Annotated in this window: 10 protein-coding genes; 3 read left to right on the top strand and 7 right to left on the bottom strand. The window is 68.0% G+C overall.

Going from position 1 to position 14,572, the window contains the following annotated elements; translation table 11 throughout:
* A complete protein-coding gene (locus tag METUNV2_RS19275; RefSeq protein ID WP_232415715.1) occupies nucleotides 1–4,788 on the bottom strand; it encodes a PAS domain S-box protein in 4,788 nt (1,595 codons plus the stop codon).
* Nucleotides 4,789–4,800: 12 nt separating this feature from the next.
* On the bottom strand, nucleotides 4,801–5,952 hold the full coding sequence (locus tag METUNV2_RS0117900) for an HD-GYP domain-containing protein (protein ID WP_036271226.1): 1,152 nt from the start codon (nucleotides 5,950–5,952) through the stop codon (nucleotides 4,801–4,803).
* 194 nt (nucleotides 5,953–6,146) lie between these two features.
* On the opposite strand from METUNV2_RS0117900, the gene METUNV2_RS0117905 reads away from it, so the two are divergent.
* Entirely contained in the window at nucleotides 6,147–6,872 is a 726-nt protein-coding gene (locus METUNV2_RS0117905) for an SDR family oxidoreductase (RefSeq protein WP_018230852.1), read from the top strand.
* Nucleotides 6,873–6,888: 16 nt separating this feature from the next.
* Here the strand turns inward: METUNV2_RS0117905 and METUNV2_RS0117910 are convergent, their stop codons facing one another.
* Together METUNV2_RS0117910 and METUNV2_RS0117915 are read right to left on the bottom strand one after the other, a co-directional pair.
* Entirely contained in the window at nucleotides 6,889–8,439 is a 1,551-nt protein-coding gene (locus METUNV2_RS0117910; RefSeq protein WP_018230853.1) for an EAL domain-containing protein, read from the bottom strand.
* 125 nt (nucleotides 8,440–8,564) lie between these two features.
* Nucleotides 8,565–9,497, bottom strand: coding sequence for an asparaginase (locus tag METUNV2_RS0117915; protein ID WP_018230854.1), 933 nt, complete (start codon nucleotides 9,495–9,497; stop codon nucleotides 8,565–8,567).
* Between the two features lie 134 nt (nucleotides 9,498–9,631).
* Between METUNV2_RS0117915 and METUNV2_RS0117920 the strand changes: the two genes are divergently transcribed.
* Together METUNV2_RS0117920 and METUNV2_RS0117925 are read left to right on the top strand one after the other, a co-directional pair.
* Nucleotides 9,632–9,850, top strand: coding sequence for a hypothetical protein (locus METUNV2_RS0117920; RefSeq protein ID WP_018230855.1), 219 nt, complete (start codon nucleotides 9,632–9,634; stop codon nucleotides 9,848–9,850).
* Between the two features lie 49 nt (nucleotides 9,851–9,899).
* Nucleotides 9,900–10,748, top strand: a complete 849-nt coding sequence (locus tag METUNV2_RS0117925) for an EamA family transporter (protein ID WP_018230856.1) — start codon at nucleotides 9,900–9,902, stop codon at nucleotides 10,746–10,748.
* A gap of 4 nt (nucleotides 10,749–10,752) precedes the next feature.
* On the opposite strand, the gene METUNV2_RS0117930 is transcribed toward METUNV2_RS0117925, so the two are convergent.
* From METUNV2_RS0117930 to METUNV2_RS0117940, 3 genes are all read right to left on the bottom strand, one after another.
* A complete protein-coding gene (locus METUNV2_RS0117930; RefSeq protein ID WP_018230857.1) occupies nucleotides 10,753–11,646 on the bottom strand; it encodes a helix-turn-helix domain-containing protein in 894 nt (297 codons plus the stop codon).
* 91 nt (nucleotides 11,647–11,737) lie between these two features.
* Entirely contained in the window at nucleotides 11,738–12,793 is a 1,056-nt protein-coding gene (locus tag METUNV2_RS0117935; RefSeq protein WP_018230858.1) for an alpha/beta fold hydrolase, read from the bottom strand.
* A gap of 82 nt (nucleotides 12,794–12,875) precedes the next feature.
* The gene (locus METUNV2_RS0117940; protein WP_018230859.1) at nucleotides 12,876–14,522 is read right to left on the bottom strand and encodes a flavin-containing monooxygenase; all 1,647 of its coding nucleotides are present in this window, start codon (nucleotides 14,520–14,522) and stop codon (nucleotides 12,876–12,878) included.
* Between the last annotated feature and the right edge of the window lie 50 nt (nucleotides 14,523–14,572).

The raw sequence follows: 14,572 nt of genomic DNA on the forward strand, positions 1-14,572 counted from the left end.
TCATCCGCCCTTCAGTTCCGGATGCGCCAGCGCCAGCGCACGCAGTACCACAAGCGCTTCCGGGAATTCGAAAGCTTCGATCAGGCGCGCCAGCGGATGCACCGCGCGTTCGCCCAGATGTGCCTCCAGCGCCGGCTTGAGCTCGCGCCAGACCGCCCCGGATTTCATGTCGTCATGGTCGAGCAGCAGTTCGAGCTGTGCAAGCAGCGGGCGCACCGCATCCAGTGACACCGCGACCACCGGAGCGGACTCCCGCGGCAGCGCGCGGATTTCGTCGCAGGCGGCATCCATGCAGGCTTCGCAATCGGCAACCTGGTCGAGGATGGATTCGGTGCGTCCTTCGCGCAGCGCGTGTTCGATCGTGGCCGCACAGTCGCGCAGCGCGAACGCACCGACGGTGCCAGCCACGCCCTTCAGCGTGTGCGCGATGCGCTCGCCGATCAGCAGATCGCCGTCCAGCACGGCCTGGCGCAGACGGGAAACATCGCCGGCGTGGTGGTCAACGAACATGTGCAGCACCTGACGATAGCTGTCCACATCGCCGTCCAGCGCCTGTACGCCGGCCAGCTGGTCGATCGCAACGCCCTGCTGCGGCAGCGGCCGGCTGGCCGCCCGCGACGGCAGAGCCGGCGCCGCCTCGTCGGCATCGTCGTGCTCCGGTATCCACTGAGCCAACGCCGAAAACAGCCGATCCGGATCGACCGGTTTCACCAGGTGGCCATTCATGCCCGCCTCTTCGCAACGCCGCCGGTCTTCCTCGAAAGCGTTCGCGGTCATCGCCAGTATCGGCAGCTCGTGCGCATCGTGCAGCGCGCGGATGCGCCGGGTGGCTTCGAGGCCGTCCATCACCGGCATCTGCATGTCCATCAGCACCACCTCGAACCGGCCCGCATCCACCTTCTGCACGGCTTCGGCACCGTTGGCAGCGACCTCGACCGCCAGGCCGGCGCGCTCCAGCAGTTCGCGCGCGACTTCCTGATTGATCGGATTGTCCTCGACCAGCAGCACATGGGCGCCGGTACGTACCCGCCGCGCCAGCGTCACCGGATGCGGCAGCTGGTCGGCGTTGCCACGCGCGAAACGGGCCGAGAACGAAAAGGTGCTGCCAAGCCCCGGCTCGCTCTGCACGCCGACCTCGCCGCCCATCAGGCGCGCCAGCCGGCGGCTGATCACCAGACCCAGGCCGGTGCCGCCATACTTGCGGGTGGTGGCGGCCTCCGCCTGTTCAAACGCCTCGAACAGGCGCGCCTGCTGTTCCGGCGCGATGCCGATGCCGGTATCGCTCACCTCGAACCTGAGCACTACGGCGCTGTCCTGTTCGAGCAGCATCTGCGCACGCATCGTGATGTGTCCATGCTCGGTGAACTTGACCGCGTTGCTGAGGTAGTTGATGAGGATCTGGCCGACCCGCAGCGGGTCACCGATCAGCGTGAGTCCCTGCAGTCGCGGATCGATCTCTTCGCGCAGCTCGAGATGACGCGAAGCGATGCGGTCGGCCATCATGCTGCGCACGTGGTCCAGCGTGGTGAGCACGCTGAACGGCACTTCCTCCAGCTGCAGGCGGTCGGCCTCGATCTTGGACAGGTCGAGCACGTCGTTGATGATGCCCAGCAGGTGCTTGGCCGAACCGGTGATCTTTTCCAGCTTGTCCACCTGCGCCGGCACCTTGAGTTCGCGCCTCAGCAGATGGGTGAAGCCGATGATGGCGTTCATCGGCGTGCGGATTTCGTGGCTCATATTGGCCAGGAAGGTGCTCTTGGAGCGGCTGGCCGCCTCGGCGTCGATGCGCGCCCGCTCCAGTTCGGCGGTACGGCTGCGCACCAGTTCTTCCAGGTGGTAGCGATGGGCGTCGAGCTCTTCCGCCGCCGCCTTCTTCTCGGTGATGTCCTCTTCCATCACCAGGTAGTGGGTAATGCGGCCGTCCGGCTGGCGGACCGGTGCAACCTGGGCCGACTCGGTATAGAGCGTGCCGCCCTTGCGACGGTTCACCAGCTCTCCGGACCACGATTCGCCGCGCCCGAGCGCGTCCCACATCGCATCGTAGATGCCGATATCGGTCAGTTCGGAACGCAGCGCCCGCAGGTTCTGGCCCAGCGCCTCGTCGCGGCCATAGCCGGTGATGTCGCTGAAGCGCTGGTTCACGTACTCGATCTCGGTGTCGGTATTGGTGATGACGATGCTGTTCGGGCTCTGTTCGACCGCCAGCCAGAGCTTGCGCAGGTCGGCCTCGGCACGCTTGCGGGCGGTGATGTCCCGGGTCACGCCCTGCAGATGGGTGACGCGCCCCTCGGTGTCGGTACGCAGCGTGGTGGTCACTTCGGTATCCAGAATCCGGCCGTCGCGGCACGGCTGTTCGATGTCCACGGTACGGATGCGCATGCTTGTGTCGCCAGCCCGGAATGCCTCCATGCGAGCGACGAAGGGCGCATGCAGCCGCTCGTAGATATCCGGCATCATCAGTTCGCGCAGGCTGCGACCGATCACTTCGTCGACCCGGTAGCCGAGCATGCGCTCGACCGCCTGACTGACGAACACGAAACATTCGGCGCGCAGGTCGTAAAGCCAGATCACGTCGCTGGCATTTTCCGACAGCAGCCGGTGCTGTTCCTCGCTCTCGCGCAGGCGACGTTCAGCCTCGCGACGGTCGGTCACGTCGCGCCAGACCACATGCAGGATGTCTCGCCCTTCGTGCTGTATGGTGGTACCCAGCACCTCGATGGCGAGTATGCGGCCGTCGGTGCGACGCAGCAGCCATTCGAACTGCATCGATCCGCCCACGAGCAGCGCATGCAGCGTCTGTTCGAAAGCGGCGTCCGATGGCGTGCCATCAGCCTGCACCGGCGGAGACACGTCGGCGGGCGTGCGACCGATCAATTCGGCCGGGTCCGTCATGCAGAGCAGTTCGAGTGCGGCACGGTTGGCATCGACGAAATGCCCGTCCTCGAGCAGCACCACCGCCTGCCGGCTGTCCTCGAACAGCTTGCGGAAACGCACCTCGCTCTCGCGCAGCCGGTCTTCGGCCTGGCGGCGCTCGGTCATGTCGATATGGGTGCCGCTGACGATGAGCGGCCGCCCGTCCGGCGTACGCCGGGTAACCCGGCCGCGATCGGCGATCCACACCCAGTGCCCGTCCTTGTGACGCATGCGCACGTCGCATTCGTAGTACTCGGTCTCGCCATCGAGATGGCGCTTCAGCGCGGCGTTGGCGCGGCGCAGATCGTCCGGATGCACGAAGCGCGCCCAGGTGTCGGTGGTGAAGGGTTCGAGCTCGACCAGCCGGTGACCGAACATGTCGGCCCAGCGTTCGTTGAACGCTGCTTCTCCGGTCTGCAGATTCCACTCCCAGGTACCGGCGCGGGTGCCGTCGATGATGTCCTGCAGACGCTGGCGCTCGCGATCAAGCTGGGCCTGCATCGTGGACCGCTCGGTAATGTCCCACCAGATGTTGGAAACGAAGGTGCGTCCCTGCAGCCGGATCGGCTTGGCGCTGACCCGCACATCGGTGAGCGCGCCGTCCTTGCGCCGGCGCTGGGTATCGAACTGCAGGCCGCCGTCCCGGATGATTTCACGGATGCGCGCGAACACCGCAGCCCGGTCGTACTGCGGATTGATGTCTGCCAGCGTGAGCCGGGAGAACTCCTCGCGCGTGTAGCCCAGGCCGGAACAGGCCGCGTCATTGAATTCGACGAAGGCCAGCGTTTCGGCATCGATCAGCGTGATCGAATCGGAGGCCTGCGACACGATGGCGCGATTGACCTCCTCGCGCTGATCGGCCCGCGCCTCGTCTTCGCGCCGCTGCACCACGCTGGCCAGCCGGTCGGCCACGGCCTCCAGCAACTGTCTTTCCTCGATCAGAAAGGGACCTTCGGCCTGTGCCGGCATTTCGCCCAGGTAGCCGACCACCACCTGGCCACGCACCTTGCCTTTCACTCGCAGCGGCTCTTCCATGCGCCGGACCACGCGATCGAAGCCGGGTGTCGGGTACAGCCGGCCATCCAGCTCGATGCAGGCGGCCGCCTGTGCGGGGTGCATCCATCCTTCAGGCAGCAGCGCCGCCACTTCCTGCAGCATGCCCTCGAGCAACCGGTCCCACTCCTCGGTGCAGCGGAACACCGAATACAGGCAACGCATTTCCTTCACCCGCTCGGCCAGCGCGATCTCGGCTGCGCGGATCGAGGTGACGTCGCGCGCCATGCCGAGCACACCGACCAGCCTGCCTGTCGCGTCGGTGACCGGTGTCTTGGTGGTCTGGAACAGCCCGCGGTAACCGCCGTCCTTGAAGGTAAGCCATTCCTCGTTGATCAGCGGCCGCCCTGCCGCAGCGGCCGCACGGTCGTGCCGGCGGAAGAAATCGGCCAGCTCCCGGTCCACGAACTCATAGTCGGAGTGGCCGATCAGCTCACCCTCCTGCTGACCGTAGAGACGCTCGAAACGCGGATTGCAGAAGCGATAGATGCCGTCCGCGTCCTTCAGCCACACCAGATCGGGCATCGCGTTGAGCAGCATGCGGAGCCGGTTGCGCTCCTCGTCCAGCGCGGCAGCCTGGGCGTCGGCATGCGCACGGGCACGGCGCAGGCGGCGCACGTAGACGAACTGCGCGAAAGCCAGCACGCATACCAGAAGCAGGCTGCCACCCAGACCGAGCACCACGTTCGTGTGGTCGATCCACAGTTCGCCAGTTTCGCCTTCGCGCAGCCCTTGCGCGAAGACGCCGGCCGCGCCGAAGCTCAGGCACGACGCAAGCAGGCCACGCATCACGCGTGACAGGGCAGGATGAAGGACGGACATCTTCATTGCGGATCAGGCCGGACCGGTTTCCTCCGCCACGCCCTGTTCGGTCTGGTCGGCATGCCGCGCCGCGATCGCGATGAACTCGCCGATGTTCGCCAGATAGGCGTCGACCACCTCAGGATCGAAGTGCTGGCCACGGCCCTGCACGATGATTTCGGTCGCCTTCTCGATCGGAAAGGCCGGCTTGTACGAACGCTTGGAAATGAGCGCGTCAAATACGTCGGCCAGCGCCATCAGCCGTGCCGGCAGCGGTATGGCCTCGCCGGCCAGCCCTTCGGGGTAGCCGCTGCCGTCCCACTTCTCGTGGTGATAGCGTGCGATATCCATCGCGATGTACAGGAAGTCGAGCGCCTCGCGCTCGTCCTGATCACAGATCGCGCGCCAGATGGCATCGGCCCCCTGCCGGGCGTGGGTTTTCATGATTTCCCACTCGTCCGGCGTGTGCTTGCCCGGCTTGTGCAGGATGTGATCGGGAATGGCCACCTTGCCGATGTCGTGCAGCGGCGCAGCCTTGGTGTAGGTTTCGATGCGCGCCGGCGTAAGCAGGTCGGCATGACGCGGCAGTACGGACAGCGCACGCGCCAGCACGTTCACATACGACTGGGTGCGCAGGATGTGATTGCCGGTCTCGTCGTCGCGCGCCTCGGCCAGACTGGCCAGCGCACGCATGCTCACGTCCTGCACCACCTGGTTCTGCCTCATGCGCCGCGCGATCTCGCCTTCGAGCCAGTCGTTCTGGCCGCGCATGCGGTCACGAGCGTCCTTCAGTTCGAGCTGACCGCGCACCCGCGCCAGCACGATGGCCGGGCGTACGGGCTTGGTGATGTAATCCACCGCACCCAGTTCAAGGCCGTGCGCCTCGTCTTCGGTGCTGTCGAGCGCGGTCACGAAGATGACCGGAAGCTCACGGGTGACCGGGTCATCACGCAGACGGCGGATGACCTCGTAGCCATCCATCTCCGGCATCATCACGTCGAGCAGCATCAGGTCGGGGCGCGGATCCGATATCGCCGCAGCCAGCGCGCGCAGGCCGGAACTGGCCACACGCACGCGGTAATGCGGCATCAGTATCTCGCCGAGCACCGTCAGGTTCTCGGGCGTGTCATCGACCAGAAGCAAGGTTTTCTGCGGGGTCTCGGCATCGCCTTGCAAAGCGTTCACAACAGTTTTCTCCAGATCATGCCAGGGCATGAACGATGGGTTCGTCCATCGACGTACCACACAGCGTGCATGGGATCCATCTTACTCCGGCGACCTGAAGCAAATGTATAAACAATGTGCAGGAAGCCCGTCGCCACGCCATTCCAGCAGCGCGCGACGGCCTGCACCCGCGCACGAGAAAGGAAGACGTTCCGATGAAGGCCCTGCTGACCGGACACACCCACGGGCTGGGCGCCGCCCTGGCCGACGCCCTGCTCGCACGCGAGGTCCGGGTACTCGGGCTGTCGCGCGGACGGGCGCCGGAGCGCGCCGCGCTGCAGCAGGTCGCGCTGGACCTGGCGGACAGCGCCGCGCTGGCAACCTGGCTGGCCGGCGATACGCTGTCAGAATTCCTGGCCGGCGCCGGACAGGTGATGCTGATCAACAATGCCGGCACGCTGGGGCCGGTGAAGCCCCCGGGCCGGCAGTCCGCACCCGCGCTGGCGCAGGCGGTAGCACTGAACGTGGCGGCGCCGCTGATGCTGGCCGATGCGCTGATCGCCGCCAGTCCGGCGGCGCATGACCGGCGGATCGCGCATGTGTCCAGCGGTGCTGCGCGCACGCCCTATGCCGGCTGGTCGGTGTATTGCGCGACCAAGGCGGCGCTCGACCAGCATGCGCGGGCAGCCGCGCTCGACGCACCGGCCGGCTGTCGCATCGTCAGCGTGGCTCCGGGCGTGATCGACACCGCGATGCAGGCGCAGATCCGCGCGACACCGGACAGCGACTTTCCGAACCGCGCCCGCTTCGAGACGCTGCAGCGCGACGGCAGCCTGTGGTCGCCGGCCGACGCCGCGGCACGCTTTGTCGATCACCTGCTGTCGCCGCAGTTCGGCGATGAGGCGGTGGTAGACCTGCGCATGCTGTACGCCGCACGCTAGCCGCCGCAGGGAGCGCTCAGCTGCGGGTGGCCAGGAACTGGCGGAACTCGCCCGCGTCCATCGGCCGCGCATACAGATAGCCCTGCGCGACCTCGACCCCCTGTTCGCGCAGATAGCTGGCCTGCTGTTCGGTCTCCACGCCTTCGGCCACCATGTGCAGCTTGCGGCTGCGGGCAATCTCGACGATGTGCGGCACCAGCGGCGCATGCGGCGTGTCGGCGCCTATGGTGCCGACGAAGGCGCGGTCTATCTTCAGCGCATCGACCGGCAGATCGTGCAGATAGGACAGGCTGGAATAGCCGGTACCGAAATCGTCCAGCAGCACGATGTGGCCGGCCTCGCGCAGCTGGGCCAGCGCATCGGCGGCCGGACCGGCCTGTATCAGGTTGCGTTCGGTCAGTTCCAGTTCGATCTGGCTGCGCCGGATGCCGCTGCCCTCGATCACTTCGGTCAGCAGGCCGACGATGTCGCCGCGTTCCAGATCGTGCGACGCCAGATTCAGCGACACCGTCAGTTCCGGCCGCCGCTGCAGCAGATCGCCGATCTCGGCGATGGCGGTGCGCAGCACGCGGGCCGTGATTTCGTGCTCGAAGCCGGAGTGCTCGGCCAGATGCACCAGATCGTCGGTACTCATGACCGGTTCGTTCTGGTCGGGCCAGCGCACCAGCAGTTCGGCACCGACGCAGCGGCCATCGCTCAGCCGTATCTGCGGGTGATAGGCCACGCGCAGCTCACCGCGGCGGATGGCGGCCAGCAGCGCGGTGGCCGGCGAGAAATAGTCGCGTGCGAAGCGGCGCACCGCCCACATCAGCAGCGTACTCAACAGCACGCCGAGCAGGGTCATCATGACCAGCGGCTGGGTCCACGCCGCCATCAGCTGGGCGCGGGTCTGCGCGCCGACCGCCACGATGGGCAGCCGTTCGGACTGGGCCACCGCATACAGCCGGTCGCCCTGTATGCGCTCGCGGCCGGTCACCGCGGTATCGATCATGCTGGGCAGCAGCGGTTCGTCGACATGGGCCAGCGGCAGCCAGTCGGTGGTGCTCAGCACCGCCAGCCGGGTGTCGCCGACCGGGCGTGCCTGGAAGTGACTGGCGTGGATCAGGGCGATGTGGGCGCCGCGGCCGATGGCCACCGAGGGCCGCACGTCATCCAGCGTATGGGTGACGCGGAACCAGATCTGGCGGCCGTTGCCGTCGGACCAGTCGGCCGCGGGCAGCACCCGGCCGTGATCGGCTTCGCCCATGCTGCTGCAGGCGATGCGACCGTTCTCGACGTAGGCGATCTCGCGCACGAAGGGCGTGCAGTAGGCGATCTGGCGCAGGCGTTGGATGTGCCCGACAGAACAGGCGGGCTGCGGAAAGCTGTCCAGGCCGGACAGTTCGGACTGCGCTTCGTCGAACACCTGCTCGGCGCGCGCGAGCGCCTGCTGCGCGAGCGCATCAAGGTGCTGGGTTTCGACCCGCAGCGTATACACCCATGAAAAGTACAGGCCGGCCGCGACCGGCAAAAGGCCGGCCAGCAGCGCTGCCAGGGTGAGCAGCGAGGTCAGTGCGCGACGTCGCATCTGAGCTGTTCTTCGTTGATCGCGACCGTTCGGACGGTCTTCTTATCGGAGTGCACGAGTCCCGGAGTGTAAGCGTTCGCGAGGACTGCGATGCGGTCCTCGCACGCAATCTTCGGGACTTTTTGTCACGACGCGTGCTGCAGCAGCTTCAGTATCAGTTCCACCCGTGCCTGCACCGGGGTCAACGCACCGGCAGATGGCAGCGCCGGCACCGCGTCATCCGCCTCGACCAGCGCGCCGCGGCCGATGCGGCCGGCGCGCAGCACCTCGACACCGCCGGCCTGCGCCTGAAGCAGCGCGGCTTCCAGCGCCGCGGCCAGCGTGCCGTTGCCGGTGCAGGCGGCGACGATGCCGCGCGCGCCCAGCGCACACAGGGCCTCCACCAGCGCACCGTCGGCACCGGCGGCGCTGGTCACGATGTCCACCCGCGGCCAGTCCTCACGCAGCACCGGCGCCAGGCCGATGGCCTCGCCGGCTGGCCAGTCGCGCACGCGGCGCAGGCGGCCCTCCTCGATGTAGCCGAGCGGGCCGGCGTCGCCGGAATCGAAGGCGTCGACACGATAGGGATGGATCTTGCGCACCTGATCCCCGGCATGCACCGCGCCGGCGATGCAGGCCAGCACGCCGCGCGCGCCGGGCAGCGCGGCCACGCGCACCGCATCGAGCAGGTTCTGCGGCCCGTCGGCCGACGGTGCGGTGGCCGGCCGCATCGCCGCGGTCAGCACCACCGGCTTCGCCGGCGCCAGCACCCGCTGCAGGAAGTAGGCGGTCTCTTCCAGCGTGTCGGTGCCGTGGGTGATCACCACGCCCGCCACCTCGTCGCGCGCCAGGTGATGGGCGACGCGCGCCGCCAGCGCCCGCCAGATGGCAAAGGACATGTCCTTGCTGTCGACCTGGGCCACCTGTTCCGCCTCCAGCGGCAGACCGGCCAGCGCCGGCACGCCGGCCACCAGGTCGTCGACCGAAATCTGCGCCGCGGTATAGCCGACATGGCTGTCGCCGCGACGGGCCTGACCGGCGATGGTGCCGCCGGTGCCGAGAATGACGATGCGCTTCATGGCATACCTTGCTGTGGGCTCGCCGCATTCTCGCGGAGCGTGCGACCGCGGCGCAAGCGCGGCGCGGCTTCACAGCGGACCGCACGTTCGGACACAATGCGGGCCGACCCGCCGATGTTCACCGGATACCCACCATGCGCCTGCTGTTCTTCTTCGCCGCCCTCGGCTTCGCCATCCTCGGCATGTCCGGCGTGACGCTGAGCCTGCTCAACCTGATCGACGACAGCCAGACCGGCGGCTGGCCGCTGTGGCAGTCGCTGCCGATGGCCGCGGTCGGCGCCGGCGGCTTCCTGTTCTGCCTGATCCGGGTCATCCGCGGCGTGCATGCCGCGGGTTCGGCTCAGCAGGACTGAGCCGGCAGCTCAGCGAATAGCCGAGCGAGCCACTGAGCGAGCGCCGCCGATGGCTCCCGACGTGATGGCGGTGGTGCTGTGCGCGGCGCTGCTGCACGCCGGCTGGAATGCACTGGTACGCAGTTCGCAGGACACGCTGCGCGACACCGTGCTCATCGTCGCCGGTGCGGGTCTGTGGGCGCTCTGCCTGCTGCCGGCGCTGCCCGCCCCGGCGGCCGCCAGCCTGCCCTGGCTGGCCGCGTCGATCGCGATACACGTCGCCTACTTCCTGCTGGTGGCGCGCGCCTACCGGCACGGCGAACTGGCGCTGGCCTATCCGCTGATGCGCGGCTCGGCGCCGCTGATGACCGCACTGGCCGCCAGCGCGCTGCTGGGTGAAACGCTGCCGCCCGGTGGCTGGATGGCCACGCTGCTGATCGCCGCCGGCATTCTGCTGCTCGGACTGGAGGCGTGCCAGCGCGGGCTCGCCGCACCCGGCGTGCTGCGCACCGCGCTGTGCAACGGCGGTGTAGTCGCGCTGTACACGCTGGTCGATGGTCAGGGCGTGCGGCTGTCCGGCAGTGCGTTCGCCTACACCGGCTGGATGTTCGTCGGCACCGCCGCACTGCTCTCCGCGCTGCTGTGGCGGCTGCGCCGGCCCGCCCTGCCTGCGCTGCTGCGCTCGGGCGGCCGCCGTCTGCTGCTGGGCGGTGCCGGCACGCTCGGGTCCTATGCGCTGGCGCTGTGGGCGATGACGCGCGCACCGGTGGCGCTGGTCGCGGCGCTGCGCGAAACGTCGGTGGTGTTCGGCCTGCTGATCGCCACCTGCGTGCTGAAGGAGCCAGTCACCCGGGTACGCGTGGCCGCCATCCTGACCGTGGCGGCCGGAGCGGTCGCGCTGCGGCTGGCGCCGGCGTGAACGATCAGGGCTGCCGGCGCCGGCTGCCGCGCAGCTGGGCCGGGGTGACGCCGAGCCGGGCGCGCAGTACGCGGGTCATGTGGGCCTGATCGGAAAAACCGCAGCTGGCCGCCACTTCCTTCACCGCCTGATCACCGGCCACCAGCAGCTGCTGGGCGCGCTTCACCCGCTGGTCGATCACGAAGGCATGCGGCGCGCGGCCCTGGGTGGCGCGGAAGCGGCGATGGAAGGTGCACACGCCGAGGCCGGCCGCTTCGGCCAGGTCTTCCAGGCTCAGCGCTTCGTGCATGCGGGCCTCGATCAGATCCAGCACCCGGCGCATCTGCGCCGGCGACAGCCGGCTACCGGCGATCGGGGCACGGAAGGATACTTCGGCGTACTTGCGCAGCAGGTGCACCGCGAGCTGGGTGGCCAGCGACTCGGCATACAGCGCGCCGCCCAGTTCCGGCTGCACCGCCTCGCCGGTGATGGCGTCGGTGATCGCCAGCAGCGTCGGATCGCGGGTGCACAGCACGTCGTGCAGCCTGACCCCGGACACCGGCCTTTCCATCATCTCGCCCGCCACCCGCGACATGAGGCCGTTCGACAGATAGACGTGCGACACGTCGATCTGCCGCGTCCAGTGCCAGTGCGACGGCTCCGACATCGACAGCAGCGAGGCGTCGCCCGGCCGGCAGTCGGCACGCGACCAGCGCGCGTCGAAACAGCGGTCCATCGGCGTGCTGCCGGCGCTGTAGCGCACCACCATGAAGTGGTCGAGCGGCGGAATCGGCACGTCGAGACCGGCATAGCGGTAGGAGCGGTGGGCCACGCCCTTCCAGCCCAGTCCGTCGCTGGACGAAAGCACCCTGCCCGGCACCCACTGCGGCAACTCTTTCGGCGTGATGATGTTCGGCATGTCGTGCTCCCGACGGAACGGCCCTCCGCAGCGTAGCAGAGCGCACGCGCGCCGGTTTTTGCGGCGCAGCGTGCACAGGCCGGCCGCCGGCTCAGTCCACCGGCGCGGCGAGCAGCGCCTTCAGGTGCTCATCAACCTGGGCCACCATCGCCGGGTCGGTACCGAGCAGTGCGAAGTGGCCATCGATGCTGTCCAGCACGCGCAGCTCGCTTCCGGCCACCATCTGCTGTTCGCGGCGGCAGTCTTCCGGCGGGAAGAACATGTCGTGGCTGATCGGCATCACGGTCATCTTTGCGCGGATGCGGCCGAGTGCGGCCGCGAGGTCGCCGCCGGCGTGGCGGCTCACGTCGCCGCGCTGCCACTTCCAGGCCATGCACAGCAGGTCGTTCGGGTCCATCGGGCCAAAGTAGCCGATCATGAAGCGCTCGGTGAAGTCGGCCACTGACTCGAAGCCGAGCGCGCGGTGCCGGCCTTCACGGAAGAAATCCACGCTCCAGCCCATGACGGTCCACAGCCTGGCGTGCCGGCGCAGCCCGGCGATCACGTCGGCGGAGTCGGCATAGCGGCCGTCGCGGAAGGCCGGATCGGTGGTGATGGCCTCGATCAGCGTTTCGGCGAACAGATAGTCATGCTCGGTGTTCTTCGCGGTGCCGGCGATCGGTGCCGCGCGCTTCACGCGGTCGGGAAAGCGCACCGCCCATTCCCAGGTCTGCTGCGCCCCCATCGAGCCGCCGACCACCAGCGCCAGCCGTTCGATGCCGAAGTGCTGCGCAAGCAGGCGCTGCTGCGCACGCACGTCGTCTCCGATGCGCACATGCGGGAAACGCGCCATCGCGATGTCGCCGCCGCTGTTGTGCGGAGAGCTCGACAGCCCGCTGCCGATCTGGTTGATCTGGACGATGAAATACCTGTCCGGGTCGAGCGCGTGGCCTGGCCCGATGTATACCTGCTCGATGATCTTGCTGGTGCCCGAGTACCAGGTGGGCACCAGGATGGCGTTGTCCTTGCGGGCATTGAGCGTGCCGTGGGTGGCCACCGCCAGCCGGCAGTCGGGAATCGTGCCGCCCTCTTCCAGCTCCAGCGCACCGATGCTGATGAGCTGGAAGGGACCGTGCACGGCCTGGCTGTAGTAGTCGTTCTGGATCATTGCCTTCTCCTCCGTCGGCGCCGTCACCGTGCGGCGCAGTGTCCGGGCCCGGCCGGCGCATGCCGGCCGGGTGCATCGCCTGTCAGGCGAACGTGAAGCCGCGATAGCCGCTGGTCGCGACCTCGTCGCACTTCTGGCGGTAGGTGCCGACCCCGCCGATGTAGGACAGCAGGCGACGCGGCTTGCCCTCGACGTTGGAGCCCATGTACCAGGAGTGGGTCTTCACCACGAGCGTGCGGTTGGCGGTTTCGTCGTGATGCGCCACCCAGGCGTCCTCGAAGGCCTTGGACGGTTCGATCTCGCGCCGGCCCTGCTCGCGCATCGAGCGGATGCAGTCGGTGATCCAGTCCACCTGCTGCTGCAGGCAGGTGGTCATGTTGCACAGCGCGGCCGACGGCGCGAGCGGCGCGCCGGTGGTGAACAGGTTGGGGTAGCCATGCACCTGCAGACCCATGCTGGTGCGGATTTCGCGGCTCCAGTCCTCCTTCAGCGACCGGCCGCCGCGACCACGGATGTCGATGCGGGTAAGCGCGCCGGAGCCGGCGTCGAAACCGGTGGCGAGAATGAGGATGTCCAGCTCATGCACCGTGCCGTCGGCAGTCATCACGCCCTCGGGCACGATGCGCTCGATCGGCGACGCCTTCACATCGACGATGTCGACATTGGGCTGGTGATACACCTCCAGGTACTGGCTTTCCAGCGGCACCCGGTGGGTGCCGAAGCCGTAGGTGGTCGGGATGAGCTTGTCGCACAGCGCCGGGTCCTTCAGCCGCTCGCGCATCTTCTGGCGCACGAATTCGGACACCGCCTCGTTCACCTGTTCGTCGAAGAACATTTCCGAGAACGACGCCAGCCACAGCGCCAGCGAACCGTCGGCCCACAGCCGCTCCAGCACTTCGGTGCGCTGCGCCGGCGTCAGGTCGGCCCAGGCACCGTTGCTGAAGTCGTATTCGAAGCCGGAGAAGGTGCGCTGGATGCGATCGCGGATTTCCGCGAAACGCGCGCCCTGCTTCGCCCAGTCCGCCGGGGTGTATTTCGGGTTGCGCATCGGGATGACGTACTGCGGCGTGCGCAGGAACACCGTCAAATGACCCACCTGCGGCGCGATGGTCTGGATGACCTGGATGCCGGTGGCGCCGGTGCCCACCACGCCCACCCGCTTGCCGACGAATTCCACCCGCTCCTTGGGCCAGCGCGCGGTGTGATGGATCTGCCCGCGGAACGACGCCTGGCCCGGAAACACCTCGTTCAGCGGCGCCGACAGCATGCCGGTGCAGCTGATCAGGAAGCGCGCCTGCAGACGTTCGCCGCGGTCGGTGTCCACCGCCCACAGCTGGGCGGCCTCGTCATAGCGCGCCGCGGTCACCCGGGTGTCGAACAGGAAGTGCTTGCGCAGGTCTGCCCGGTCGGCCACATAGTTCAGCCAGCGCTCGGTTTCCGGCTGTGCCGGGTAGCGTTCGCTCGGCTGCCAGTTCTTGAACATGGCCTCGTCGAACCAGTACTGGTAGATCTCGGCTTCGGAATCGAAGCGCGCCCCCGGATAGCGGTTCCAGTACCAGGTGCCGCCCACGCCGGATGCCGCCTCGATGCCCCGCACCGAAAAGCCCAGTTCGCGCAGCCGATAGACCTGATACAGCCCGGCCACACCGGCCCCGATCACGATTGCGTCGAAGGTCTTTCCGCCCTCGTCCGTCCCCGCCGCTGCGGCGGCCGCCTTTGCTTCGCCCATCATCCCCTCCGTTTTTTTGGCTGTATGCAGAACCCGGAATGGCCCCGCGC

Source organism: Methyloversatilis universalis EHg5 (assembly GCF_000378945.1).
Lineage (GTDB): Bacteria > Pseudomonadota > Gammaproteobacteria > Burkholderiales > Rhodocyclaceae > Methyloversatilis > Methyloversatilis universalis_A.

Coding starts and splice junctions, on each gene's coding strand:
- METUNV2_RS19275 (WP_232415715.1), bottom strand. CDS start 4,788: ATGTCCGTCCTTCATCCTGCCCTGTCACGCGTGATGCGTGGCCTGCTT.
- METUNV2_RS0117905 (WP_018230852.1), top strand. CDS start 6,147: ATGAAGGCCCTGCTGACCGGACACACCCACGGGCTGGGCGCCGCCCTG.
- METUNV2_RS0117910 (WP_018230853.1), bottom strand. CDS start 8,439: ATGCGACGTCGCGCACTGACCTCGCTGCTCACCCTGGCAGCGCTGCTG.
- METUNV2_RS0117915 (WP_018230854.1), bottom strand. CDS start 9,497: ATGAAGCGCATCGTCATTCTCGGCACCGGCGGCACCATCGCCGGTCAG.
- METUNV2_RS0117920 (WP_018230855.1), top strand. CDS start 9,632: ATGCGCCTGCTGTTCTTCTTCGCCGCCCTCGGCTTCGCCATCCTCGGC.
- METUNV2_RS0117925 (WP_018230856.1), top strand. CDS start 9,900: ATGGCTCCCGACGTGATGGCGGTGGTGCTGTGCGCGGCGCTGCTGCAC.
- METUNV2_RS0117930 (WP_018230857.1), bottom strand. CDS start 11,646: ATGCCGAACATCATCACGCCGAAAGAGTTGCCGCAGTGGGTGCCGGGC.
- METUNV2_RS0117935 (WP_018230858.1), bottom strand. CDS start 12,793: ATGATCCAGAACGACTACTACAGCCAGGCCGTGCACGGTCCCTTCCAG.
- METUNV2_RS0117940 (WP_018230859.1), bottom strand. CDS start 14,522: ATGGGCGAAGCAAAGGCGGCCGCCGCAGCGGCGGGGACGGACGAGGGC.